Consider the following 22,874-nt stretch of genomic DNA (forward strand, 5'->3'; position numbering starts at 1 on the left):
CCAGGCCATCAGGGCTTCACTTTGAAATATCTGTAGGCGGTCACCTTCGAGGCGACGGCGGGATTGCCTGTCATGATCTGACCCGGTTCTTGCACCGACTTGTTCAGGACGCTCGCCAGTCCGATGAATAAATCCGCGGCGATGCTGACATGGTCGGCCAGGGTGCAGTTCACCCCCAGGAAGGACCTGCGCCCAATTGTGCAATAGCCCGAGATGACCACGTGCGATGACAGAAAACAGAAGTCCTCGATCCGGCTTTGATGGCCGATGTGGTTCCCGCTCCACAGAACAACGCCGTCCCCGATTGTCACACCGTGCTGGATCACGTTGTTTTCGAAGATGAAGACGTTTTCACCCAAGGTCGCGGTGCGCCAGACGAAGGCATTGAACCGCGCCGGGTTTGCCGGAGGCTCCAACTCCTGAGTAGGATGGAGCATCATGAGCAAGACAACGAACAAGTTTTCCCCCGAAGTGCGTGAACGCGCGGTGCGACTGGTCTTCGACAATGAGGGGCAGCACGGATCGCGTTGGCAGGCGATTATGTCGATTGCGGCGAAGATCGGCTGCGCACCCCAGACCCTGAACGACTGGGTCAAGAAGGCCGAGGTCAATGGCGGCAAGCGTCCGGGCGTCTCCAGCGAGATGGCCGATCGCATGAAGGCGTTGGAACGCGAGAACCGTGAGCTGCGCCAGGCGAATGAGATACTTCGTAAGGCGTCGGCTTATTTTGCGCTGGCGGAGCTCGACCGCCGGTCGAAGTGATGGTGGGTTTCATCGACGCGCATCGTGATGCGCACGGGGTCGAGCCGATCTGCAACGTGCTGCTGATCGCCCCGTCCACCTATTATGATCATCTGGCCAAGAGGGCCGATCCAACCCGGCGGTCGGATCGCGCGCGCCGGGACGAGACGATGCGACCAGAGATCCGGCGTGTCTTCGAGGAGAACTGGAGCGTCTACGGCGTGCGCAAGGTCTGGCACCAGCTGCGCCGCGAGGGCTTTACTGTCGCTCGCTGCACGGTCGCGAGGTTGATGAAGGATATGGATATTCAGGGCATTATCCGAGGCAAGCCTCACAGAACGACGATCCCCGACAAAAAGCAGCCCTGTCCGCTGGACAAAGTGAACCGCCAGTTCCGGGTGCCCGCGCCGAACATGCTGTGGGTCAGTGATTTCACCTACGTCGCAACCTGGAAGGGGTTCGCATATGTGGCTTTCGTGATCGATGCTTATGCTCGGAGGATCGTTGGCTGGCGCGTCAGCACCTCCCCTCACGCCGGTTTCGTCCTTGATGCATTAGAACAGGCGGTCCACGAACGTCGCCCGGTCAAAGGCATGGGGCTGGTGCATCACAGCGACCGAGGCAGCCAATACCTGTCCATCAAATACACCGAAAGGCTGGCAGAGGCGGGTATCGAACCTTCTGTGGGCAGCGTCGGCGACAGCTATGACAACGCCCTCGCCGAAACGATCAACGGCCTGTTCAAAGCTGAGGTCATCCACCGTCGCGGCCCGTGGCGCAGCTTCGAGGCCGTCGAATACGCAACACTCGAATGGGTCGACTGGTTCAACAACCGCCGCCTGCTCGAGCCTATCGGGAACATCCCGCCCGCAGAAGCCGAAGCAAACTTCTACGCAGCTCTGGAAACTGAACCCGTGGCCGCGTAACTAACGTCAATCAGCCTCCGGCAAACCCGGCGCGGTTCACATGGGAACTGACGTAATTGGCAAAGCGATAGCCTTTGCCGCGCATCATTCCGATCAGACGCTCTCTGACCTGATTGAGCTTGGTCGATGTCACGGCCACATGGACCTCTACGCTGTCCTTCGGAAAAACAGAGTCCACCGTTTCAAGCGGAACGACGGGGAGGCCGAACTTGCTGGTCTCTTCGATATACGCCTGCTCGACGGCAAATCCGACGACCGTGTAATCGCTGTCGCAGGTGAAATACTCGTAGGCTATGTCAGCGAACTCGCCGGCTCCGACGATCAACAGGTTCTTTTGCATCATGCCTCCCTTCAAAGGTCAGATCAGCGCGCGGATTGCATGCTTTCCAGGTGGTCGGACTGCTCTGCGCGACTGTTTCGCCGCCGCTTCAAGGCCGGCAAGAACGGTTCACAACCTCGACAACCTGCGCAACTGCATCATCACCCAGATGCGGGCCTATGGGCAAGCTCAGGACCTCGCTGGACAACTGCCGTGCGACAGGCAATCCCTCTGGCGGGATGCCCAGATCACGATAGGCTTGCTGCATGTGCAGCGCGACCGGATAATGGATCAGTGAGCCGATCCCCGCCTGCGTCAGGGACTGATGAAGCGCGTCGCGCTGCCCATGGCGGACGACGAACAGATGCCAGACAGGCTCTGCCCATTCCGGCACATGCGGCAGGGTCAGGTCCGCACCCCGCAGACCATCCAGGTAGATGCTGGCGACCCTCTGGCGTCTGCCATTCCACTCATCAAGATGCCGCAATTTCACACGCAGAATTGCCGCTTGAACGGGATCAAGTCGGCTGTTTCCGCCTTGCACCTCGTGGACATATTTCTCCCGAGAGCCGTAGTTGCGCAGCAAACGCACGTGCTCTGCCAGATCCGCATCGGACGTGGTCAGGCAACCGCCGTCGCCGAGCGCGCCCAGGTTCTTGCCCGGATAAAAGGACCAGCAGGCAAAATCGCTGCCGGCACCGATACGGCGCCCTTTGTAGCGAGCGCCATGGGCCTGTGCCGCATCCTCGACAACCCGCAGGTGGTGTTTGGCGGCGAAATCCAGAATGGTGTCCATATCCGCAGGCTGTCCATACAAATGGACAGGTATGATCGCGCGGGTCCTGGGCGTCAGCGCCGCTTCCAGACGCGTCACGTCAATATTGCAGGTATGGAGATCCGGTTCGACCGGCACGGGTTTCGCCCCGACCGCCGAAATTGCCAGCCAGGTTGCAATATATGTATTCGAGGGCACCAGCACCTCGTGTCCGCTTCCGATGTCGAGTGCCCTCAAGGCCAACACCAGTGCATCGTAGCCATTGCCGACGCCCACCGCGTAATCGGCTTCGCAATAACGGGCAAACTCGTGCTCGAATCTCTCAACTTCCGGGCCGAGGATGTAATATCCACTGTCAAGAACCCGCGCCACGGCTGCATCAATCTCGGACTTCAGCTCGCGATAGGTGGCATGCACATCAAGAAACGGAACCTGCAGGGTCATGAGCTGCCAACTGCCCCGCGGAACGTGTCGTAGTCACGGTAATAGTCGTCCTAGTCATAGGGGCGGGAGGCGAGGACAAGGCAAACTGCCCCGGAGGAAAAGTTCTCGATCTCGCGCCAGATCATCGAGCAGACATACAGGCCGTGATAGGATCGGTTCAGTTGCACTTTTTTCCGCTCGTGCCCATCATCAAGCACCACGTCGAAACTGCCTGATATGGCGATAATCAATTGCTGCAACTGTTTATGGGCATGGCCGCCGCGCTCGGCGCCGCCAGGCACATCATAGAGGTAGTAGACCCGCTGGATCGGAAAGGGGATGTGATTTCCCCCCTCAATGAAGGTCAGGTTGCCCCGTGGATCCGTGATCTTGGGAAGATTGACAATATTGCACTTTTGGATCGACAACTTCTCTTTCCCGCGGGCAAATTCGGCTCGAAACAGCCGCCGGGCACGTTAACGCAGTTGCCTTGCCATTGGCAATCCGATTGCTGCCTGGCGGGCGCGGACAGGGCCCGCCGACCGCGTTTCAGTTCTGCGACAGCCCCAGCTGTTTGGCCAGTCGCTTGGCCAGTCTTATGGCCCTCCGCCGCAGCCGCGAATATTGAGGTTCCTTCCGCGGTGCGCTTCCAGCGGAAGTGCGGTTCGCAAACCCGCCAGACAGCATCGCCTCGTTATCGGAAGTGGGGGGATTGTGGTTGGGCGCAGGTTCGGTGCCGGGGCGGCTCAACATGGCGATCCTTGCATCGCGCTGCTGCAATGCATCCGACGCAAGCGCGACATGCGCGTTCCTGCTTTGCAGAACAAGCGCCATTTGCACGATCGCACCGGCCAGCATCCTGTCTTGCGCGCAAGTTGCCATGAACTGCCGCAACTCTTCGTTCAAGCCACCTGGACGGACTCCGATCGAAAAACCATGCTCGAAATCCAGTACGCAGTTGACGGCGCCTTGTTCTGCACAAGCGCGGTCTTCCGTCCCCCTGATGATCACGATCGCGCTGTCTGCAAGTGTCTCTGCCCATTCCGGCGTCAGGGCCATGGGGGCATCCATCAACAGCACGCCAACGCTGCCCGGCACGCATTCCTTCGGAGTGCGTGACACCGGAAGGCGGCCACCAAGGGCAACGAGGCAGCGCGCGGCACGGGCATCAGTCGCCGCACAGATTGGGTGGTTGGCAAGGTCAAGCAAGGCGGCGACCATGGGGCTGCACCCCGTCCAATCCTTCGGGATACCATGAACAGAGGTCATGGCCATGCGAATGAGAAAACGCTTGTCTGTATCCATCACGGTCGCAACCTGCCCGTTTCCTTTTGTTTCGCCAATGGTCTGTTTATGCGTGGTGGCCAGTCATGGTCTTGCAGCCCCTCAAGCCCTCTGCGCAATTGCACCTGCCTTGAGATGATCGACAAGTGCGAACTCTGCTTGAGACAGGGTGTCTCGCAGGGTCTCCATGATCGGATCACCGAAGGCAAGACCAAAGCCCTTCGCATCTGTCAAACGCTGGCGCAGCACGGCAATCCAGACCGTAAGGGCCTGAGTTCGCTCTTGAAAGCTGGTTCGGCCTGCGCGTGACAGTCCTTCACCCAGACGATATTGCACCAAGGGTTCGTCGCAATATGCAATTCGCCCGCAGAGGGCTGCCCTGAAGCCCAGCACCAAATCCTCGAATGCGTGTTTTTCGATGATGGGTCCGAAACTCCGCAAGACGTCCTTTTGATAGGCTGATCCAGCCCCGATGAACAACGCATTGGAGCGGGCGACGTCGGGCAAGGTCCAGTCTGTTGCAAAAGTCGTCGCGATGCCGGGATCGGGCAGCATCTTCCCGGCGCTGTTCATGAACTCTGTCCTTGAGTAGAGCAGCCATGCACCGGTTTCGGCCTGAATCCGCGCAAGATGCGCGACCCTGTCATTGCGCGAGATGTCATCACCGGCACCACACACGACAAAGTCATGGCTGGCCAAGGCAAAGACCTTGTTGAAATGGGCCATCAGCCCAAGGTTGCGCCGGTTGACATTCAAGCGTACGCGAAATGGCCCGTCATATTGTGCAACAAGGCTCTGCAGGATTTCCGTTGTGCCATCGGTCGACGCATCGTCAGAGAGCAGGATTTCAAGCGGCCCATCGTAGGTCTGCGAAAACGCGCTTTGCACCGCATCGGTGATGAACCGGGCCTGATTGTAGATCATGATCATCAATGTCACAGGGGGCTGCATCATCGCTTCAGGCATTCGCTTTTTCTTCTGCAGTCCGTGTGTGCATGACGATCCGGCAAGCTGGATGACGCGATGCATAAACATTCCGGCCATTCTTGGCTAGAGCCAGCAGAGAAGCCGGTCACGCGGAACGAAAATATCCATCATCCGGATGACGTTCTGGCAGGAATTCTTGGGATTAAGTGGTGGGCGACCCTGGAATCGAACCAGGCGTGCGTCTCCGCGAGGGAGTTACAGTCCCCTGCCACACCTTGCGGCCTGTCGCCCACTGCTCCGGTTGCCCGGCGCGTGAGGGGCTGATTAATGCCCCGCTTGGGGGACGTCAACAGGAAAAACCGTCCAGTCGACCGGTGTGAAAAACCTTGCAGATGCGCGACCCGCGGCGCATGAACGGGCGCAATGTGACAGACGCGAACCGGACGGGGGCGAAACCGATGAAGAAACCCAAATGGGTCGTCGAAAAGGAACAGGCCCGCAAGGCCGATGCCAATGAAACGCTTTGGCTTTTCGGTCTGCATGCGGTGCGCGATGCGCTGATGAACCCGGCGCGGACCAAGTTGCGGCTGGTGGTCACGCTGAACGCGCGCGACAAGCTGGCCGAGGCGATCGCCGCCAGCGGAATCGAGGCCGAAGTTGTCGATCCGCGCAAGTTCTCGGTGCCCATCGATCCGCAGTCGGTGCATCAGGGGGCAGCCCTCGAGGTGCGGCCGCTGGACTGGGGGCGTGTGGCCGACATCTGCGCGGGTGTGCCGGGGCGAGTGCCGCGCGTGATCCTGCTGGACCGGGTGACCGATCCTCATAACGTGGGCGCGATCCTGCGCTCGGCCGAGGTGTTCGGCGCCTGTGCCGTGATCGGGCCGCGGCATCATTCCGCGCCCGAAACCGGCGCACTGGCCAAGACAGCCAGCGGCGCGCTGGAGCGGCAACCCTATCTGCGGGTCAAGAACCTGGCCGACACGATGGAGGAGCTGCGCGCGATGGGCTATATCCTGCTGGGGCTGGACGGTGAGGCCCCGCAGACCATCGAGCAGGCGCTGGAGGGGCGGCGCGACCGTCCCGTCGCGCTGGTTCTGGGGGCCGAGGGGCCGGGATTGCGCGAACGCACCCGCGAAACCTGTGATCACCTGGTCAAGATTGCGTTTGCCGGGGAATTCGGATCGCTCAACGTCTCAAATGCGGCGGCGGTCGCCCTATATGCTTCCATGGAGCATTGAAGAACCGGAATCGAAGGACGGGCGCATGACCTATGGGACGAAAGTGGCGACCTGCTGCTATTGCGGCATGCGCGCGGCGCTGGTGCTGCGTGGCAAGGAGCGGCACGAGCTGTCCTGTGCGTCCTGCGGGGCGCCGCTGCACAACATGAAATCCCTGCGCGCCGATGCGGTGCAGGACCATCCCGTGGTCACCCCGCAGCCCGAACGGGGCGGGCCGCGCAACCGGCCGGTCACGCCGCAGATCGACTGGTCCCGCGCCACGCAGGGCAAGGGCAAGATCAAGGCAAAGCCGAAGAAGCGCAAAAGCGCTGCGCGCTGGCTGGCGGGCGAGATATTCGACCTGATCGAGGATGTGTTCGACTGATCCCGCCTGATCACCGGGCGGATCGCGCGCGGATCACAGGTATATTACCGCATCTTCATAATCCGTTCATGCTTCCTATCTGATAGTGGAAGGCGCGCTATCGGAACATACGCGCTTTCTTCACTGTCCCTCGTTCCGTGACTGGCGCCCAAGGTTTCCTTGGGCGCTTTTTTCTGCAAAGCGCCGCTGCGGGCCTTCTCGGGGCAGGGGCGTCGGGATATGCTGCCCGGATGAGCGAGATTTATTCCGATGCCTTTCTGAAGGATGTCCTGAAACGCACCCGCCGCGTGGCCGTGGTGGGCGTGTCGATGAACCCGGTGCGGCCCAGCTATTACGTGGCGCGCTACCTGTCGCTGAAGGGCTTTACCGTGATCCCCGTCAATCCCGGCCATGCCGGCGAGCGGCTGTTCGGCCAGACCGTGATGGGGCATCTTTCGGATATCGCGGGCGGCGTCGACATGATCGACATCTTCCGCCGGTCCGAGCACGTGACCCCCATCGTGGAGGAGGCGTTGCGGCTGTTTCCGAAGCTGCAGACCGTGTGGATGCAGATCGGGGTCGAGAATGTCGAGGCGGCAGAGATGGCGCGGGCGCGGGGTGTCGATGTGGTGATGAACCGCTGCCCCAAGATCGAATACCAGCGCCTGTTCGGCGAATTGCGGATGGGCGGCTTTGCGACGGGTGTGATCTCGTCGAAGCTGTGATCCCGGGGCCTGCGTGGCTTTCCGGATATTTATGGCAAGAAGAAACCGGGGGCGGGTCAGCCCTTGCGGGCGGCTTTCTCGGCAAGGCCGGAGGTGCCCTGGCGGCGCGCGAGTTCGGCCATCACGTCGGAGAGCGCCACATTGCGCGATTGCAGCATCACCAGCAGGTGAAACAGGACATCGGCGGCCTCGGATGTCAGGGCGGCTCGGTCGCCCTTGACGGCCTCGATGATCGCCTCGACCGCTTCTTCGCCGAATTTCTCGGCGCATTTCTCGGGGCCTTTGGAGAGCAGCTTTGCGGTCCAGCTGGTGTCGGGATCTGCCTCCGCGCGGGCGGCGATCATTGTGGTGAGCTCATCAAGGGTCATGTTTCAGCCTCAGCTATCAAGTCGCATCGGGATCCCGGCGGCGGCCATGTGGCGCTTGGCCTGGCCGATGGTGTAATCGCCGAAATGGAAGATCGAGGCCGCCAGCACGGCGGAGGCCCCGCCCAGCGTCACGCCTTCGACCAGGTGATCGAGGTTGCCGACCCCACCCGAGGCGATGACGGGAATATCCACCGCATCCGAAATGGCGCGGGTGAGCGGCAGGTTGAAGCCGGCGCGCGTGCCGTCGCGGTCCATCGAGGTCAGCAGGATCTCGCCCGCGCCCTTGGACGCGACCAGACGGGCGAAGTCCACGGCGTCGATGCCCGTGGGCTTGCGGCCCCCATGGGTGAAAATCTCCCATTTGCCGGGGGATACGGTCTTGGCATCGATGGCGACCACGATGCATTGGCTGCCGAACTGGTCAGCGGCTTCGGCCACCACATCGGGGTTGGCGACGGCGGCGGAGTTGAAGCTGACCTTGTCGGCGCCGGCCAGCAGCAGGGCGCGCACATCGGCGGGGGTGCGTACGCCGCCGCCCACGGTCAGCGGGATGTAGCATTGCTCGGCGGTGCGGCGGACCACGTCGAACATGGTGCCGCGATTTTCATGGGTGGCGTGGATATCCAGAAAACACAGCTCGTCCGCGCCGGCCGCGTCATAGGCGCGGGCCGCATCCACGGGGTCGCCCGCATCGCGCAGATCGACGAAGTTCACACCCTTGACCACGCGGCCATCGGCGACATCGAGGCAGGGGATGATACGGACCTTGAGCATGCGGGGCGGGCCTTTTCGACGGAAGCGCCCTTGCGTTTACTCTGCGCGGGCAGGCGATGCAACGGCGCGGCTATCGCCGGGTGCGGCGCAGGATCAGTTCCAGCGCGAGGCCGATGATCAACGGCGTGAGGAAGAGGGCGAGGCTTGCAAGGCCATGCGAGAGCAAAAGCACCACCAGCAGCGACGCGGGCAGGCCGAAGACCGCATAGGCCAGCTCATGCGCCCTTGTAGGGCAGTCGAGGTATCCGGCGACGGATGTGTAGGGCACATTCGCGCAGCCCGACATGGCAAGGTCGAAGCCGATGAGGAACAGCACCGGGCCAAGCCACAGGGCGATCACGGTCAGTGCGATGCGGCGCGCGCGAAAATAGCGCCAGACCAGAAAGGGAACCAGGAGGAATACCAATACCAGAAGAATGGTCACGCGCTGGCCTGTCCGTCAGGCCTTGAGCGCGGCCAGCGCCGCGCGCAGATCAAGCGCGCCATCATAGAGCGCGCGCCCCGAGATCGCGCCGTTCAGCTGCGCACCGCAATCGCGCAGGGCGATGAGGTCGGCCAGGGACGAGACGCCGCCAGAGGCGATGACCGGGATGCTGACCGCACGGGCGAGGGCGGCGGTGGCGTCGATATTGGGGCCCTGCATCGCGCCGTCGCGGTTGATGTCGGTATAGATGATGGCGGCGACGCCCGCGTCTTCAAAGCTGCGGGCGAGGTCAGTGACCATCACATCCGTCTCGGTCGCCCAGCCCTTGGTGGCCACGCGCCCGTCGCGCGCATCGATGCCCACGGCGACCTGACCGGGAAAGGCGCGGGCGGCCTCGCGCACGAGGGCGGGGTTTTCCACGGCCACGGTGCCCAGGATCACGCGGGCCAGCCCCTTCGACAGCCAGCGGTCGATGGTGGCCATGTCGCGGATGCCGCCGCCCAGTTGCGCGGGCACCTTCGTGCGTTCCAGGATCGCCTCGACGGGGGCGGCGTTCACCGGCTCGCCCGCGAAGGCGCCGTTCAGGTCGACAAGGTGCAGCCATTCGCAGCCCGCATCGACGAATTCCATCGCCTGTGCGGCCGGATCGTCGTTGAAGACCGTGGCCTGGTCCATCTCGCCCTTGTAGAGCCGCACGGCCTTGCCGTCTTTCAGATCGATGGCGGGATAAAGGATCATGGGTGCACCTGTCTTGTCATGTGTCGCGGGCGGGATTGGCGGCCTTTGACCATGGGCGGCGCGGAAATGCAACGCGCGACGGTGTCGCTTGATCGGTGGGGCGGTTCAGGTCACAGTCGTGGCCGGTATGGTAGGAGGTGGCGTGATGAAAAGGATGACGATGGCGGCCCTGATCCTGATGGCGACAGCGGGGGCTGGTCTGGCCGAGCCTTTGCTGGGCGCGTGGCGCACGGCCCCGCAGGATGACGGCACGATGGGCGTGGTTCAGGTGGCCCCTTGTGGTGTGGCGCTGTGCGGGACGTTGATCGCCTCGCTGGATCCGGCGGGCAAGGAGGTTCCCAATCCCGAAAACGGGATGACGATCCTGTCCGAGACCGTAGCCTTTGGTGGTGGTGAATATCGGGGCAAGATCTATGCACCCGATCGCGACCAGACCTATAACTCGCGCTTGCAGTTGAGCGGAGACACCCTGAAGGTCAGCGGCTGCGTCCTGGGGATCTGCCGCGACGGGGGCAGCTGGACCCGCGTGAAATGATCCCTTTGCGTCAACTGATCCAAGGTCAGGCTTGATCGGTAAAGGGCGGCACGGCAGGATCAGCGCAGGCATCAGGGAGGATGATGGCATGCGCAAGACGGCACTTTTCGCGGCGGCACTGGTTCTTGGGGCAGGGGGCGCGCTGGCAGAGCCGCTTCTGGGCACATGGCGCACGGCGCCCGATGACAATGGAAATACCGGCCTGATCGAGGTCGCGCCCTGCGGGCAGCAGATCTGCGGGACGCTGGTGAAAAGCTTCGACAGCGCCGGCAAGGAGATGGCCAGCCCCAACACCGGCCGACAGATCATTTCCGAGACGGTGAGCGCGGGCGGCGGGTCCTACAAGGGCAAGGTCTGGTCGCCGGACCGCGACAAGACCTACAACTCGCGGCTGGAACTGTCGGGCGATACGCTGAAGGTCAGCGGTTGCGTCTTTGGCATCTGCCGCGATGGCGGCAGCTGGTCGCGGGTGAAGTAGGACGACCGGATGGCGGCCCGGATCAGGGCCGCCATGCCAGGAAATTGCCGATCATCCGCAGGCCGACCCGCTGGCTTTTCTCGGGGTGGAACTGCATCCCGAGGATATTGTCACGCCCCACGATGGCGGTGATCGGCCCGGCATAATCCACATGCGCCAGCAGATGCGCGGGGTTAGCCACATGCATGTGGTAGCTGTGCACGAAATAGGCGTGATCGCCCGTCTTGATCCCGTCAAAGACCGGGTGGGGGTGGTCGATCACCAGATCGTTCCAGCCCATATGCGGCACTTTCAGCGCGGGATCGGCGGGGGTGATGCGTTCGACCTGGCCGGGTATCCAGTCAAAGCCGGGGGTGGGCGTGTATTCCAGCCCGCGCGTCGCCAGCATCTGCATCCCGATGCAGATCCCCAGGAAGGGGCGGGCCTGGGTGATCACGGCCTCTTCCATCGCCTCGAACAGGCCGCGATGATCGAACAGGGCCTGACGGCAGGCGGGATAGGCCCCGTCGCCGGGCAGCACGATCCGGTCGGCGCGGCGCACGATGTCGGGGTCCGAGGTCACGGTGACCTGGCCCGCGCCCACCTCATCGGCCATGCGCTGAAAGGCCTTTTCGGCGGAATGCAGGTTTCCGCTTTCGTAATCGATGATGACAGTGCTCATGCCGGCCTACAGCGTCCCCTTGGTCGAGGGGATGGCATCGGCGCGGCGCGGATCAGGTTCGACCGCCTCGCGCAGGGCGCGGGCCACGGCCTTGAACGCCGCCTCGGCGATGTGGTGGCTGTTGAAGCCGTGCAGGCGATCCACATGCAGGGTGATGCCGCCATGGGTGGCGAAGGCCTGGAAAAACTCGCGCACCAGTTCGGTATCAAATGTGCCGATCTTGGCGGTCGGCAGTTCCACGTTCCACACAAGGAAAGGCCGCCCCGACAGATCGAGGGCCGCGCGCAGCTGCGCGTCATCCATGGGCAGCAGGCAGCTGCCGTAGCGGCGGATGCCGCGCTTGTCACCCAGCGCCTGCGTCAGGGCCTGGCCCAGGGCGATGCCCACATCCTCGACCGTGTGGTGATCGTCGATATGCAGATCGCCCGTGGCGCGGATGGTCATGTCGATCAGCGCGTGGCGCGACAGCTGGTCCAGCATGTGGTCGAAGAACCCCACGCCGGTCTGGTTGTCATAGCGTCCGGTGCCGTCCAGATCGATCTGGACGGTGATATCGGTCTCGGCCGTCTTGCGCGTGATTGTGGCGGTCCGCATGGGTCTGGCTCCTGCTGTCGTCGGGCCGCTTATAGGCGCATGGGGCGCGCGGGGGAAGAGGCGAGGGCACGATGACCATTGCCCCTGTTGCGCGCCTGTGCCAGCTTCGGGCGACACGATCAGAGCGAGGCATCCCATGAGCACCTGCGTCTTCATCCAGTTGCGCTGCAAACCCGGCAAGACCTACCAGGTCGCCGAGGACATCGCCCTGCGCGAGATTCATTCCGAGCTGCATTCGACCAGCGGCGAATATGATCTGCTGATGAAGCTTTACATCCCCGAGGGGCAGGATGTGGGCAAATACATCAACGACCACCTGCTGGATATTCCGGGGATCGAGCGGTCGCTGACCACGCTGACCTTCAAGGCGTTCTGAGGGCAGGTGATCCGCCTGATCCCGGTGGTTTTGCGGCCTGCGCAGAAACCTTTTTCGCCGGGGTTGGGTGATCTTAACCGAATCTAAGAACCTGTGGTGACTGATTGCGGGTGCAAAAACCCAGCGAGGTGTCACCTTGACCCGCCATCAACCCGCTTCTGAGTTGACGAGCGATGCCGACGGCGTCCTGTTGGCCATGATCGACCGGACCCAGGCGGTGATCCATTTCACGCCTGAGGGGGTGATCCTCAAGGCCAACGCCAATTTCCTGAACGCGCTGGGTTACAGTGAGGCGGATGTGATCGGCCAGCATCACAGGATTTTCGTTGATCCCACCTATGGGCGAAGCCCGGCCTACAGGCGCTTCTGGGAACGGCTGGCTCTGGGCGAAAGCTTTACCGACCAATTGCCCCGGATCACGCGCCAAGGCAACATGATCTGGATCCAGGCGACCTATGGGCCATGTTTCGATGCGAAGGGCCAGGTGGTGCGCGTGGTCAAGATCGCAACGGATGTTACCGAACGCCGACATGCGATTGCCGATCTGGCCCGTGGTCTTGAAAAGCTGAGCGAGGGGGATTTGACCCACAGGATCACCATCAGCCGGCAGCCTGACCTTGCGATGCTCGGCGAGGTCTTCAACCGCACGATGGAGGACTGGAACAGGTTGGTCGGGCGTGTCGACGCGGTGGCGCGCCATGTGCAGGACGGCAGTGCGCGGCTGGGCAAGGCGTCGGACAATCTATCGGCGCGGACCGTCATCCAGGCGACAGCCCTGCGGGATACGGGGACATCGGTGGATGGGATGAGCGCGATGCTGCGCACGGCCGTGGCGGATGCGCGCAGCACTGATGCGGTGGCCATGCGCACCGGCGAGATGATCAAGGTCAGCGGCAAGCTGCTGGAAAATGTGATGGCGGCGATGGTTCTGATCCAGACATCTTCCGAACGGATCGCGCATTTCCTTTCGGTGATCGACGGAATTTCGATGCAAACCAATTTGCTTGCGCTGAATGCCTCGATCGAGGCGGCGCGGGCCGGTCCTGCGGGGCGCGGCTTTGCCGTGGTTGCGGCCGAGGTGCGCCAACTGGCACAGCGCAGCGCCAACTCGTCGCAGGAGATCAGTGCCTTGATGGCCGAAGCCCGGCGGCATGTCGGCGATGGGGTGGAACTGGTGGAACGGGTGGGCCGGGAGGTTGGCGCGATCTTTGATGGCGTCGAGTCGCTGGCCGGCAATGTGGGCGCGATTGTGCAAGGGATGATGGCCCAGACCGAGACGCTGTCGCAGATCACCGAGGCCGTGCGGCAACTGGATCAGGTGACAGGGCAGAACGCCGAGATGGTGGTGCAGACCAATCGCGAGACGCAGGTCCTGTCGCGGGCAACATCGGAACTGGCGGCCGAGATTTCTGTTTTCAGGGTCAGCGCCGCCGTGGCGGCAGGTGGCCGGGCTGCCTCGGCCGTTGGTGTATCGGCGGCAGGGTGACGGTTGGCCATGGGGCCCGGGCGCCGTAACCCGCAGAACACAAAAAAGCCGGCCACGAGGACCGGCTTTTTTGTTTTTTGGAGCGGGCGAGGCGATTCGAACGCCCGACCCTAACCTTGGCAAGGTTATGCTCTACCCCTGAGCTACGCCCGCTTCCTTGGGTGAGGCGTGATCTATAAATTCTGCGCGGCGCCCGCAAGAGGAAAATTGCGGCTTTGCGCAAAAACTTTTCACTGCGCCCGGAAAGGCCAATAAAACAAGGGCAATCAGAACAAGGCGTGGGCGATGTTGGCCGCGCCGCCCACGAACAGGACCAGGAATGTCAGCACCGCACCGCCGCCGCGCAGGGGCGGTTTGTGCGGCAGCGCCGCCATTCCCAGCGCATGCATGATCCGCGCCAGCAGCAGGACAGCCCCCAGCACATGCAGGGCAAGGGCAGGGGCGCCCTGCATCTCGGCCAGCAACAGCAGAATCAGCGCCATCGGCACGTATTCCGCGAAATTGGCATGGACCCGCATCGCATTGGCTATGACCGGATCGCCCTTGTCGCCGGCATGCACCTTCTGGCGGATGCGCACGCGGATCACCCAGCCGCTGAGGATCACGTAGACCAGCGCCAGAAGGCCCGCGTAAAGCGCCGTGACCTGCGGGATCATGCTTCGAACTCGATCAGCAGGTCCTTGGCGTCGATCGAGGCGCCGGGCGTCACATGCACCGCCTTGACCGTGGCGTCATGGTCGGCATGGATGCCGGTTTCCATTTTCATCGCCTCGATGGTCAGCAGCAGATCGCCCGCCTTGACCTTCGCGCCGGGCGTGGCCGCGACGCTGGCCACGACACCGGGCATCGGCGCGCCGATATGGGCGGTATTGCCCGTCTCGGCCTTGGGGCGCGCGGCAGTCTGCGATTTCACAAGGCGGTTGGGCACGCGGATCACGCGGGGCTGACCGTTCAGTTCGAAGAAGACCTTGACCTCGCCATCGTCCGAGGTTTCGCCCACGGCCTGCAGGCGGATTTCCAGCGTCTTTCCCGGGTCGATTTCGGCGGTAATCTCCTCGCCCGGCTCCATCCCGTAGAGATAGGTGCGGGTGGGCAGGGTGCGCACGGGGCCATAGATGCGGTGGCGGCCCATGTAGTCCAGAAAGACCTTGGGATACATCAGGTATCCGTTCAGATCCTCGTCATCGACCTTCTTGCCCTCAAGCTGCGCTTCCAGATCGGCGCGGGCCGCTTCCAGATCGACAGGGGGCAGGTGCTTGCCGGGGCGTTCGGTATTGGGGGCCTCGCCCTTCAGCACCTTGGCGACTAGCGCCTCGGGAAAGCCGCCCGGTGGCTGGCCCAGATTGCCGCGCAGCATGTCGATCACCGAATCCGGGAAGGCCACATCGGTGGCGGGGTCTTCGACCTGCGCGCGGGTCAATCCCTGGCTGACCATCATCAGCGCCATGTCGCCCACCACCTTGGACGAGGGTGTGACCTTGACGATATCGCCGAACATCTTGTTCACATCGGCATAGGTGCGGGCGACCTCGGGCCATTTTTCCTCGAGCCCGAGGGATCTGGCCTGCGCCTTGAGGTTGGTGAACTGTCCGCCTGGCATCTCGTGCAGATAGACCTCGGAGGCGGGGGCCTGAAGCCCCAATTCAAAGGCCACGTACTGGCCGCGCACCTGTTCCCAGTAATCCGAGATTTCGCGCACGCGGTCGATGCTGATCCCGGTATCGCGCGGGGTGTGGCGCAGCCCCTCGACGACCGAGCCGAGGCATGCCTGCGATGTGCCGCCCGAGAACGCATCCATCGCCGCATCCACCGCATCGACGCCCGCATCGGCGGCCGCCAGGATCGAGGCACCCGCGATGCCGCTGGTGTCATGGGTGTGGAAATGCACCGGGATCGTCAGCTCGTCCTTGAGCGCCTTGACCAGCACGCGCGCGGCGGCGGGTTTCAGAAGGCCCGCCATATCCTTGAGGCCAAGGACATGCGCGCCTGCGGCCTCAAGTTCCTTGGCCATGGCGACATAGTATTTCAGGTCATACTTGGCGCGGTCCGGGTCAAGGATATCGCCGGTATAGCAGATCGCGGCCTCGCAGATCCGCTCGTTCTCAAGGACCGCATCCATGGCGACGCGCATGTTCTCGGTCCAGTTGAGGCTGTCGAAGACGCGGAAGACATCGACGCCGGTTTCGGCGGCCTGCCGCACGAATTCGCGCACCACGTTGTCGGGGTAGTTCGTGTATCCCACCCCGTTCGAGGCGCGCAGCAGCATCTGGGTCAGCAGGTTCGGCATGGCGCGGCGCAGGTCGCGCAGGCGCTGCCAGGGGCATTCCTGCAGGAAGCGGTAGGCCACGTCGAAGGTGGCACCGCCCCAGCATTCGACGCTGAACAACTCGGGCAGGTTCGCGGCATAGGCAGGGGCGACGCGGATCATGTCGATGGACCGCATCCGGGTGGCCAGCAAGGATTGATGCCCGTCGCGCATGGTCGTGTCGGTCAGCAAAAGGCGCTGCTGCGCCAGCATCCAGTCGGCCACGGCCTTGGGCCCTTCGCGTTCCAGAAGGGTCTTGGTGCCCTCGCGCAGCGCGCCGGGGGCGGATCTGGGCGGGCGGGGCTGGCGCGCCTCGGCGGGCGGTTTGGGCCGGCCCGCGGTTTCGGGATGCCCGTTCACGGTGATATCCGCGATATAGGTCAGGATCTTGGTGGCACGGTCGCGGCGCTTGTGGAACTGGAACAGCGCCGGTGTCTCGTCGATGAACTTGGTGTGGTATTCGTTGTTCAGGAAGGTCGGGTGCTTGAGCAGGTTCTCGACGAAGGCGATGTTGGTGCTGACGCCGCGAATGCGGAATTCGCGCAGCGCGCGGTCCATCCGGGCGATCGCGGCCTCGGGCGTCTGCGCCCAGGCGGTGACCTTTTCCAGCAGGCTGTCGTAAAAGCGCGTGATCACCGCGCCGGAATAGGCGGTGCCGCCATCCAGACGGATGCCCATGCCCGTGGCCCCGCGATAGGCGGTGATGCGGCCGTAATCGGGGATGAAGTTGTTCTGCGGGTCCTCGGTGGTGATCCGGGTCTGCAGGGCATGGCCGTTCAGATGGATGTCGGCCTGTGATGCCTTGCCCGTGGCCTCGGCCAGGGTCTTGCCCTCGGCGATCCTGATCTGGGCCTGCACGATGTCGATGCCGGTCACCGCCTCGGTCACGGTATGTTCGACCTGCACGCGGGGGTTCACCTCGATGAAGTAGAACTTGTCATCGGCCATATCCATCAGGAATTCGACGGTGCCGGCGCATTCGTAATTCACATGCGCGCAGATGCGGCGGCCCAGTTCGCACAGTTCCTCGCGCTGTTCTTGCGTGAGATAGGGGGCGGGGGCGCGTTCCACGACCTTCTGGTTGCGGCGCTGGACCGAGCAGTCGCGTTCCCACAGATGGTAAATCTCGCCGTGGCTGTCGCCCAGGATCTGCACCTCGACATGGCGCGCCTTGAGGATCATCTTTTCCAGGTAGCCTTCGCCATTGCCAAAGGCGGCCTCGGCCTCGCGGCGGCCCTCCATGACCTTTTCGGCCAGTTCCTTTTCGTCGTAGATCGGGCGCATCCCGCGCCCGCCGCCGCCCCAGCTGGCTTTGAGCATCAGCGGATAGCCGATCCCGGCGGCTTCGGCGCGGATCTTGTCCATGTCGCTGCCCAGCACCTCGGTGGCGGGGATGACGGGCACGCCTGCGGCAATCGCCACCTTGCGCGCGCTGGCCTTGTCACCCAGGGCGCGCATGGTTTCGGCCTTGGGGCCGATGAAGGTGATGCCATTGGCGGTGCAGGCATCCACGAAATCGGGGTTTTCCGACAGCAGGCCGTAGCCGGGATGGATCGCATCCGCGCCCGATTGCTTGGCCACGCGGATGATCTCGTCGATGCTGAGGTAGGCGGCAACTGGGCCAAGGCCCTCGCCGATGCGGTAGGCCTCGTCGGCCTTGAAACGATGCAGGCTGAGTTTGTCCTCTTCGGCGAAGACGGCCACGGTGCGTTTGCCCAGTTCGTTGGCGGCGCGCATGACGCGAATGGCGATTTCACCCCGGTTGGCGATGAGGATTTTCTTGAACTCGGCCATGGCCTGCTCCTTGCTGACGTGACGATCCGGTACCCCGGTCACCTTGAATGCGCATATGCGTAGCCGCATGCTGCGTTGCAGCGCAAGTGCGGGCATGGCGACATTGTAACAATCTGCAAGATTTCCGCCGCAGGTGACAGCGCGAAGGTCACCTATCGGAAACTAGGCGGGCATCAGCCGCCCCGGCAGGTCGCGCATCGCATGGGTGCCAAGCTGGCCCATGTTGGACGCGATATCCTTCTTCAGCATCTCGATCAGATGGGCGGGGCCTGCCTCGCCCAGGGCACCCAGCGCATAGTGCCAGGGGCGGCCCATCATCACGAAGTCGGCGCCAAGGGCGATCGCCCGCAGGATATCCAGACCACCCTCGATCCCGCTGTCGAAGATCAGCGGCAGTTTCGTCGCGGCCCGGATCCCCGGCAGCATCGAGATGGTCGAGGGCGCGCCGTCGAATTGCCGCCCGGCGTGGTTGCTGACCCAGATCGCATCCGCGCCCGCCTGTTCCAGCATCGGCACATCGCGCGCATCCAGCACGCCCTTGACGATCAGGGGACCGTCCCAGGCGTCGCGCAGCGCCTTGAGATAGTCCATGTCCGGCGAGGTGCGCAGCATGTAGCCCGCGTGTTCGGTCGAGCTGAGGCCCGTCAACTGCCCGGCATAGCCGTCGATCAGCCGCATCCGCGGCATCCCCAGCCGCGCCGTGCCAAGCGCCCAGGCCGGGCAGCGCGCGACCTGCGTCAGAAGGCGCGGGGTCAGGCGCGGCGGCGAGGTCAGGCCGGATCGGGTCTGGCGTTCGCGCCTGCTGGCCACGGGCACATCCACGGTCAGCACCAGCGCCGAAAAGCCCGCGTCGCGGGCGCGTTTCAGCATGTCGGCGCGAATGTCGGGATCACGCGGCGGGTAGATCTGGAACCAGCCGTTGCCGTCCAGATGGGGGCCCACCTCTTCGGGGGTGCGGCTGGCCACGGTGGACAGGCCATAGGGCAGGCCCGCCATGGTGGCGTTGCGCGCAAGGATCCGTTCCGCATCCGGCCAGAACAGGCCCGACATGCCCACGGGGCTGACGCCGAAGGGCAGGGCATGGGTCTTGCCGAACAGGGTGACCGACATGTCCGGCTGAAACTCGCCGTGCAGGATCGAGGGCATCAGCAGGACGCTGTCCAGATCCGCGCGGTTGCGGCGCAGCACGGATTCGCTGCCCGTGGCGCTGTCGAGATATTCGAAGACGAACCAAGGCATGCGGCGCCGGGCCTGTGCCTTGAGGTCGGAAAGGGCGGGGTAGCGTTGAAACAGATCCATGGCGCGCATTTGTCTTGGCGTCATGTGATTTGTCCATATCCCAGTTTCCGCAAACCCGGTTGTCGGGAAAATATCCGCAGAACAGAACAAGAACTTCACTTCCCCTTGGCGCTGTGGCGCGCTAGGATCGCGCGCATGAGCCATTTCGACGACATGCCCGCCACACCCGCTGTCCCCCTTTCGGCCCGCGCCATGGCTGCCCGGCCCGCTGCCCCCTACCTCGAGGGGCTGAATCCGGCGCAGCGCGCCGCGGTCGAGGCATTGGACGGCCCCGTTCTGATGCTGGCGGGGGCGGGCACCGGCAAGACCAAGGCGCTGACGGCGCGGATCGTGCATCTGATGGCGATGGGCAAGGCGCGGCCCGACCAGATCCTTGCCGTGACCTTCACCAACAAGGCCGCGCGCGAGATGAAGAACCGCGTGGGCACCATGCTGGGCCAGCAGGTCGAGGGGATGCCATGGCTGGGCACCTTCCATTCGGTCTGCGTCAAGCTGCTGCGCCGCCATGCCGAACTGGTCGGGCTCAAGTCGAATTTCACGATCCTTGACACCGATGACCAGATCCGCCTGCTGAAACAGTTGATCGCGGCGACGGGGATCGACGACAAGCGGTGGCCCGCGCGGATGCTGGCCGGGATCATCGACGGCTGGAAGAACCGCGCTTGGACACCCGAAAAGGTGCCTGCCGCCGATGCCGGGGCCTACAACAATCGCGGCATGGAGCTTTATGCCGCCTACCAGACGCGGCTGCGGGAACTGAACGCCGTCGATTTCGGTGATCTGTTGCTGCATATGGTCCATATCTTCCAGACCCATGACGATGTGCTGGAACAGTATCGGACGCGGTTCCGCTATATCCTGGTGGACGAATACCAAGATACGAACGTGGCCCAATACCTGTGGCTGCGGCTGCTGGCGGGGGGGCATCGCAACATCTGCTGTGTCGGTGACGATGATCAGTCAATTTACGGCTGGCGCGGGGCCGAAGTGGGCAACATCCTGCGGTTCGAGACCGATTTTCCGGGTGCCACAGTGGTGCGGCTGGAACAGAATTACCGCTCGACCCCGCATATCCTTGCCGCCGCCTCGGGCGTGATCGCGGGCAACCGGGGGCGGCTGGGCAAGACGCTCTGGACGCAAGAGCAGGAGGGCGAGAAGGTGCGCCTGATCGGCCACTGGGATGGCGAGGAAGAGGCCCGCTGGATCGGCGAGGAGATCGAGGCATTGCAACGCGGCACGCGCGGGATGCGCCAGTTCTCGCTGGACGAGATGGCGATCCTGGTGCGTGCCAGCCACCAGATGCGTGCCTTCGAGGACCGGTTCCTGACCATCGGTCTGCCCTATCGCGTGATCGGCGGGCCGCGTTTCTATGAACGGCTCGAGATCCGGGATGCCATGGCCTATTTCCGGGTAGTGACCAGCCCCGCCGACGACCTGGCCTTCGAGCGGATCGTGAACACGCCCAAGCGGGGCCTTGGCGACAAGGCGCAGCAGACGATCCAGCGCATCGCGCGCGACAATGGCGTGCCGCTGGTGCAGGGGGCGCAGATCGCCGTGGGCGAGAAGGCCATCACCGGCAAGGCCGCCGTGGCGCTGGGCCAGCTTGTCAGCGATATCGCGCGCTGGGGCCGGATGGCGGGCGATCCCGACATCAGCCATGTCGAACTGGCCGAGATGATCCTGGACGAAAGCGGCTATACCGCCATGTGGCAGGCCGACAAGACACCCGAGGGGCCGGGGCGGCTGGAGAACCTGAAGGAACTGGTCAAGGCGCTGGAGCAGTTCGAGAATCTGCAAGGTTTTCTGGAACATGTCAGCCTGATCATGGACAACGAATCCTCGGAAGAGGGGGCGAAGGTCAGCATCATGACGCTGCATGCCGCCAAGGGGCTGGAATTTCCGGCCGTTTTCCTGCCGGGCTGGGAGGATGGGCTGTTCCCGTCCCAACGCTCGATGGATGAAAGCGGGACCAAGGGGCTGGAGGAAGAGCGTCGGCTGGCTTACGTCGGCATCACCCGCGCCGAAGAGGTCTGCACGATCTCCTTCGCCGGCAACCGGCGGGTGTTCGGACAATGGCAATCGGCGCTGCCCTCGCGGTTCATCGATGAATTGCCGGAGGATCATGTCGAGGTGCTGACGCCGCCGGGGCTTTACGGCGGCGGCTTCGGCGCTGCGGGCATGGGTGGTTTCGGTGGCGGTTCGGCCTCATCCGGCATCGAGTCGCGGGTGGCCGAGGCCAATGTCTACAACTCGCCGGGCTGGAAGCGGCTGCAAAGCCGCAGCGCGCAGCGCCCGGTCAGCCAGCCGCGCGAGTCGCGCGATACGGTGATCGACCTGCAGGCCGTCAGCGCCCATGCGGTCGGCGAGCGGGTGTTCCACCAGAAATTCGGCTATGGCGTCATCGCGGCGATCGAAGGCGACAAGCTGGATATCGAGTTCGAAAAGGCGGGCGCCAAGAAGGTGGTCGCGCGCTTTGTCACTGCGGCGGATGACATCCCGTTCTGACGGGCCGTTCCGCCGGGCTTTTCATGGATCAGCGAGTTTGAACCCCGCGCGGCAGGCGTCGGGGTCACGGTGCTTTGCGCCGGTTCTGTCCTGATCTGAATCCCCCCACCCGAAAAGGAAAACGGCGGCACCCAGGGAGGAGGAGGGGGTGCCGCCGCTCTTGCAACGTGGCCCTCAGGGAGGAGGAGGAGAGCCAGCGTATTCGGCAAGGTGCGGCGGTATCCAGGGAGGAGGAGAAGATACCGCCGCTCTTGCATACGAAGGACCTCAGGGAGGAGGAGAGAGGCCTTCGCAATCTTGTCAAGGCGCGGCGACACCCAGGGAGGAGGAGAGGGTGTCGCCGCTCTTGGTAACGAAAGACCTCAGGGAGGAGGAGGAGGTCTTTCGTATTCTTTTAGGGCGCGGCGGCATCCAGGGAGGAGGAGAGGATGCCGCCGCCAGTTCACAGATGACCCAGGGAGGAGGAGAGGGTCATCTGATCCCGATGTTACTTTTTCGTCCCGTAGGCATATTCATAGGCGACCGAACGGATCTGCGAACGGTTCAGGCCCATATCGGCCAGCACGCTGTTCGGCAGGATCGCCAGGTCATTCACGGTGTCGCGGAACACCCGATAGCGGGCATAGCGCTGGGACAGGTCGGCCTTGATCGCCTGCAGTTTGCCAACCAGCCCGGTTTCAGCGGCGCGGGGCTGTGCAAGGCGAAGATCCGATGTATAAGCCATTTTCGGTCACTTTCGTTCATGCTCGGAGGCGATATATGTGTCGCTCTGTTGAGTTCAAGATACGTCGATGCTGCGATTGCACAATAGATATTGGTGCAATGCTGCCATGCAG

25 protein-coding genes, 2 tRNA genes and 1 other annotated feature are annotated in these 22,874 nt (G+C 63.3%); of the genes, 9 read left to right on the forward strand and 18 right to left on the reverse strand.

From position 1 onward, the window contains the following. Positions 1-8 precede the first annotated feature (8 nt). Entirely contained in the window at positions 9-440 is a 432-nt protein-coding gene (locus tag ACMUJL_RS18460; RefSeq protein ID WP_416914385.1) for a hypothetical protein, read from the reverse strand. Here ACMUJL_RS18460 and ACMUJL_RS18465 point away from each other — a divergent pair. Then, positions 439-1,667, forward strand: a protein-coding gene (locus ACMUJL_RS18465) for an IS3 family transposase (RefSeq protein WP_375572370.1) whose coding sequence is annotated in 2 segments (ribosomal slippage) — positions 439-727 and positions 727-1,667 — 1,230 coding nt in all. Because the reading frame shifts where the segments join, the coding sequence is not laid out codon by codon here. The genes ACMUJL_RS18460 and ACMUJL_RS18465 overlap by 2 nt on opposite strands. Continuing rightward, positions 720-836: a sequence feature (AL1L pseudoknot), on the forward strand. (Overlaps the previous gene by 117 nt.) A gap of 10 nt (positions 1,668-1,677) precedes the next feature. Here the strand turns inward: ACMUJL_RS18465 and ACMUJL_RS18470 are convergent. From ACMUJL_RS18470 to ACMUJL_RS18495, 6 genes are all read right to left on the reverse strand, one after another. Further along, on the reverse strand, positions 1,678-2,007 hold the full coding sequence (locus ACMUJL_RS18470) for a hypothetical protein (protein ID WP_416914386.1): 330 nt from the start codon (positions 2,005-2,007) through the stop codon (positions 1,678-1,680). Between the two features lie 88 nt (positions 2,008-2,095). After that, positions 2,096-3,205 (reverse strand): DegT/DnrJ/EryC1/StrS family aminotransferase, encoded by a 1,110-nt coding sequence (locus ACMUJL_RS18475; protein ID WP_375571849.1) that lies wholly within the window; start codon positions 3,203-3,205, stop codon positions 2,096-2,098. A 50-nt stretch (positions 3,206-3,255) separates the two neighbouring features. After that, the gene (locus tag ACMUJL_RS18480; RefSeq protein ID WP_375571847.1) at positions 3,256-3,612 is read right to left on the reverse strand and encodes a sugar 3,4-ketoisomerase; all 357 of its coding nucleotides are present in this window, start codon (positions 3,610-3,612) and stop codon (positions 3,256-3,258) included. Between the two features lie 121 nt (positions 3,613-3,733). After that, positions 3,734-4,489: a hypothetical protein gene (locus ACMUJL_RS18485; protein WP_375571845.1), complete on the reverse strand. Its 756-nt coding sequence runs from the start codon at positions 4,487-4,489 to the stop codon at positions 3,734-3,736. Positions 4,490-4,570: 81 nt separating this feature from the next. Next, complete coding sequence (locus ACMUJL_RS18490; RefSeq protein WP_416914387.1) at positions 4,571-5,512, reverse strand: glycosyltransferase; 942 nt, start codon at positions 5,510-5,512, stop codon at positions 4,571-4,573. A 90-nt stretch (positions 5,513-5,602) separates the two neighbouring features. Then, positions 5,603-5,686 (reverse strand) — tRNA-Tyr (locus ACMUJL_RS18495). A 167-nt stretch (positions 5,687-5,853) separates the two neighbouring features. Between ACMUJL_RS18495 and rlmB the strand changes: the two genes are divergently transcribed. The 3 genes from rlmB to ACMUJL_RS18510 all read left to right on the forward strand — a co-directional run bounded on the left by rlmB (position 5,854) and on the right by ACMUJL_RS18510 (position 7,701). After that, on the forward strand, positions 5,854-6,633 hold the full coding sequence (gene rlmB, locus ACMUJL_RS18500) for a 23S rRNA (guanosine(2251)-2'-O)-methyltransferase RlmB (protein ID WP_068287067.1): 780 nt from the start codon (positions 5,854-5,856) through the stop codon (positions 6,631-6,633). Positions 6,634-6,658: 25 nt separating this feature from the next. Then, positions 6,659-6,997 (forward strand): hypothetical protein, encoded by a 339-nt coding sequence (locus ACMUJL_RS18505; protein WP_375571841.1) that lies wholly within the window; start codon positions 6,659-6,661, stop codon positions 6,995-6,997. A 230-nt stretch (positions 6,998-7,227) separates the two neighbouring features. Continuing rightward, positions 7,228-7,701, forward strand: a complete 474-nt coding sequence (locus tag ACMUJL_RS18510; RefSeq protein WP_375571839.1) for a CoA-binding protein — start codon at positions 7,228-7,230, stop codon at positions 7,699-7,701. A gap of 56 nt (positions 7,702-7,757) precedes the next feature. Here ACMUJL_RS18510 and ACMUJL_RS18515 read toward each other — a convergent pair whose 3' ends face one another. The 4 genes from ACMUJL_RS18515 to hisA form a co-directional block, all read right to left on the reverse strand. Continuing rightward, positions 7,758-8,069, reverse strand: a complete 312-nt coding sequence (locus ACMUJL_RS18515) for a phosphoribosyl-ATP diphosphatase (RefSeq protein ID WP_375571837.1) — start codon at positions 8,067-8,069, stop codon at positions 7,758-7,760. A gap of 9 nt (positions 8,070-8,078) precedes the next feature. Further along, complete coding sequence (gene hisF, locus ACMUJL_RS18520) at positions 8,079-8,843, reverse strand: imidazole glycerol phosphate synthase subunit HisF (protein ID WP_375571835.1); 765 nt, start codon at positions 8,841-8,843, stop codon at positions 8,079-8,081. Positions 8,844-8,913: 70 nt separating this feature from the next. Beyond that, positions 8,914-9,267: a hypothetical protein gene (locus ACMUJL_RS18525; protein ID WP_068286834.1), complete on the reverse strand. Its 354-nt coding sequence runs from the start codon at positions 9,265-9,267 to the stop codon at positions 8,914-8,916. A 15-nt stretch (positions 9,268-9,282) separates the two neighbouring features. Continuing rightward, complete coding sequence (gene hisA, locus ACMUJL_RS18530) at positions 9,283-10,005, reverse strand: 1-(5-phosphoribosyl)-5-[(5-phosphoribosylamino)methylideneamino]imidazole-4-carboxamide isomerase (protein ID WP_375571832.1); 723 nt, start codon at positions 10,003-10,005, stop codon at positions 9,283-9,285. 145 nt (positions 10,006-10,150) lie between these two features. On the opposite strand from hisA, the gene ACMUJL_RS18535 reads away from it, so the two are divergent. After that, on the forward strand, positions 10,151-10,540 hold the full coding sequence (locus ACMUJL_RS18535) for a DUF2147 domain-containing protein (RefSeq protein WP_375571830.1): 390 nt from the start codon (positions 10,151-10,153) through the stop codon (positions 10,538-10,540). An 88-nt stretch (positions 10,541-10,628) separates the two neighbouring features. Next, positions 10,629-11,018 (forward strand): DUF2147 domain-containing protein, encoded by a 390-nt coding sequence (locus ACMUJL_RS18540; RefSeq protein ID WP_068287062.1) that lies wholly within the window; start codon positions 10,629-10,631, stop codon positions 11,016-11,018. A 22-nt stretch (positions 11,019-11,040) separates the two neighbouring features. Here the strand turns inward: ACMUJL_RS18540 and hisH are convergent, their stop codons facing one another. Both hisH and hisB read right to left on the reverse strand, forming a co-directional pair. Continuing rightward, on the reverse strand, positions 11,041-11,679 hold the full coding sequence (gene hisH, locus ACMUJL_RS18545) for an imidazole glycerol phosphate synthase subunit HisH (RefSeq protein WP_068286826.1): 639 nt from the start codon (positions 11,677-11,679) through the stop codon (positions 11,041-11,043). A 6-nt stretch (positions 11,680-11,685) separates the two neighbouring features. Beyond that, on the reverse strand, positions 11,686-12,273 hold the full coding sequence (hisB, locus tag ACMUJL_RS18550; protein ID WP_375571828.1) for an imidazoleglycerol-phosphate dehydratase HisB: 588 nt from the start codon (positions 12,271-12,273) through the stop codon (positions 11,686-11,688). A gap of 136 nt (positions 12,274-12,409) precedes the next feature. Here hisB and ACMUJL_RS18555 point away from each other — a divergent pair, with 136 nt between their 5' ends. Together ACMUJL_RS18555 and ACMUJL_RS18560 are read left to right on the forward strand one after the other, a co-directional pair. Beyond that, positions 12,410-12,649, forward strand: coding sequence for an Lrp/AsnC ligand binding domain-containing protein (locus ACMUJL_RS18555; RefSeq protein ID WP_068286821.1), 240 nt, complete (start codon positions 12,410-12,412; stop codon positions 12,647-12,649). A gap of 163 nt (positions 12,650-12,812) precedes the next feature. Then, positions 12,813-14,135, forward strand: coding sequence for a methyl-accepting chemotaxis protein (locus ACMUJL_RS18560; protein WP_416914388.1), 1,323 nt, complete (start codon positions 12,813-12,815; stop codon positions 14,133-14,135). 78 nt (positions 14,136-14,213) lie between these two features. On the opposite strand, the gene ACMUJL_RS18565 is transcribed toward ACMUJL_RS18560, so the two are convergent. The 4 genes from ACMUJL_RS18565 to ACMUJL_RS18580 form a co-directional block, all read right to left on the reverse strand. After that, positions 14,214-14,288, reverse strand: a tRNA-Gly gene (locus ACMUJL_RS18565). A gap of 113 nt (positions 14,289-14,401) precedes the next feature. After that, positions 14,402-14,791, reverse strand: a complete 390-nt coding sequence (locus ACMUJL_RS18570; RefSeq protein ID WP_375571823.1) for an MAPEG family protein — start codon at positions 14,789-14,791, stop codon at positions 14,402-14,404. Further along, a complete protein-coding gene (locus ACMUJL_RS18575) occupies positions 14,788-18,234 on the reverse strand; it encodes a pyruvate carboxylase (RefSeq protein ID WP_375571821.1) in 3,447 nt (1,148 codons plus the stop codon). The genes ACMUJL_RS18570 and ACMUJL_RS18575 overlap by 4 nt, the downstream gene beginning before the upstream one ends. Positions 18,235-18,396: 162 nt before the next feature. Further along, positions 18,397-19,533 (reverse strand): alpha-hydroxy acid oxidase, encoded by a 1,137-nt coding sequence (locus ACMUJL_RS18580; protein WP_375571819.1) that lies wholly within the window; start codon positions 19,531-19,533, stop codon positions 18,397-18,399. A 135-nt stretch (positions 19,534-19,668) separates the two neighbouring features. Here ACMUJL_RS18580 and ACMUJL_RS18585 point away from each other — a divergent pair, with 135 nt between their 5' ends. Beyond that, positions 19,669-22,038, forward strand: coding sequence for an ATP-dependent helicase (locus ACMUJL_RS18585; RefSeq protein ID WP_068287059.1), 2,370 nt, complete (start codon positions 19,669-19,671; stop codon positions 22,036-22,038). Positions 22,039-22,525: 487 nt separating this feature from the next. Here ACMUJL_RS18585 and ACMUJL_RS18590 read toward each other — a convergent pair whose 3' ends face one another. Continuing rightward, the gene (locus ACMUJL_RS18590; protein ID WP_068286806.1) at positions 22,526-22,762 is read right to left on the reverse strand and encodes a DUF1127 domain-containing protein; all 237 of its coding nucleotides are present in this window, start codon (positions 22,760-22,762) and stop codon (positions 22,526-22,528) included. Between the last annotated feature and the right edge of the window lie 112 nt (positions 22,763-22,874).

This window comes from Seohaeicola sp. (genome assembly GCF_048006315.1).
GTDB lineage: Bacteria > Pseudomonadota > Alphaproteobacteria > Rhodobacterales > Rhodobacteraceae > Seohaeicola.

Excerpts from the sequence above, each read along its gene's own strand:
- hisA (WP_375571832.1), bottom strand. The coding sequence starts at position 10,005 with ATGATCCTTTATCCCGCCATCGATCTGAAAGACGGCAAGGCCGTGCGG.
- hisH (WP_068286826.1), bottom strand. The coding sequence starts at position 11,679 with ATGAGCACTGTCATCATCGATTACGAAAGCGGAAACCTGCATTCCGCC.
- ACMUJL_RS18585 (WP_068287059.1), top strand. The coding sequence starts at position 19,669 with ATGAGCCATTTCGACGACATGCCCGCCACACCCGCTGTCCCCCTTTCG.
- ACMUJL_RS18580 (WP_375571819.1), bottom strand. The coding sequence starts at position 19,533 with ATGGATCTGTTTCAACGCTACCCCGCCCTTTCCGACCTCAAGGCACAG.
- ACMUJL_RS18485 (WP_375571845.1), bottom strand. The coding sequence starts at position 4,489 with ATGGATACAGACAAGCGTTTTCTCATTCGCATGGCCATGACCTCTGTT.
- ACMUJL_RS18575 (WP_375571821.1), bottom strand. The coding sequence starts at position 18,234 with ATGGCCGAGTTCAAGAAAATCCTCATCGCCAACCGGGGTGAAATCGCC.
- hisB (WP_375571828.1), bottom strand. The coding sequence starts at position 12,273 with ATGCGGACCGCCACAATCACGCGCAAGACGGCCGAGACCGATATCACC.
- rlmB (WP_068287067.1), top strand. The coding sequence starts at position 5,854 with ATGAAGAAACCCAAATGGGTCGTCGAAAAGGAACAGGCCCGCAAGGCC.
- ACMUJL_RS18510 (WP_375571839.1), top strand. The coding sequence starts at position 7,228 with ATGAGCGAGATTTATTCCGATGCCTTTCTGAAGGATGTCCTGAAACGC.
- ACMUJL_RS18540 (WP_068287062.1), top strand. The coding sequence starts at position 10,629 with ATGCGCAAGACGGCACTTTTCGCGGCGGCACTGGTTCTTGGGGCAGGG.
- ACMUJL_RS18570 (WP_375571823.1), bottom strand. The coding sequence starts at position 14,791 with ATGATCCCGCAGGTCACGGCGCTTTACGCGGGCCTTCTGGCGCTGGTC.
- ACMUJL_RS18460 (WP_416914385.1), bottom strand. The coding sequence starts at position 440 with ATGATGCTCCATCCTACTCAGGAGTTGGAGCCTCCGGCAAACCCGGCG.
- ACMUJL_RS18490 (WP_416914387.1), bottom strand. The coding sequence starts at position 5,512 with ATGGCCGGAATGTTTATGCATCGCGTCATCCAGCTTGCCGGATCGTCA.
- ACMUJL_RS18515 (WP_375571837.1), bottom strand. The coding sequence starts at position 8,069 with ATGACCCTTGATGAGCTCACCACAATGATCGCCGCCCGCGCGGAGGCA.
- ACMUJL_RS18470 (WP_416914386.1), bottom strand. The coding sequence starts at position 2,007 with ATGCAAAAGAACCTGTTGATCGTCGGAGCCGGCGAGTTCGCTGACATA.
- ACMUJL_RS18535 (WP_375571830.1), top strand. The coding sequence starts at position 10,151 with ATGAAAAGGATGACGATGGCGGCCCTGATCCTGATGGCGACAGCGGGG.
- ACMUJL_RS18555 (WP_068286821.1), top strand. The coding sequence starts at position 12,410 with ATGAGCACCTGCGTCTTCATCCAGTTGCGCTGCAAACCCGGCAAGACC.
- ACMUJL_RS18505 (WP_375571841.1), top strand. The coding sequence starts at position 6,659 with ATGACCTATGGGACGAAAGTGGCGACCTGCTGCTATTGCGGCATGCGC.
- ACMUJL_RS18590 (WP_068286806.1), bottom strand. The coding sequence starts at position 22,762 with ATGGCTTATACATCGGATCTTCGCCTTGCACAGCCCCGCGCCGCTGAA.
- hisF (WP_375571835.1), bottom strand. The coding sequence starts at position 8,843 with ATGCTCAAGGTCCGTATCATCCCCTGCCTCGATGTCGCCGATGGCCGC.
- ACMUJL_RS18475 (WP_375571849.1), bottom strand. The coding sequence starts at position 3,205 with ATGACCCTGCAGGTTCCGTTTCTTGATGTGCATGCCACCTATCGCGAG.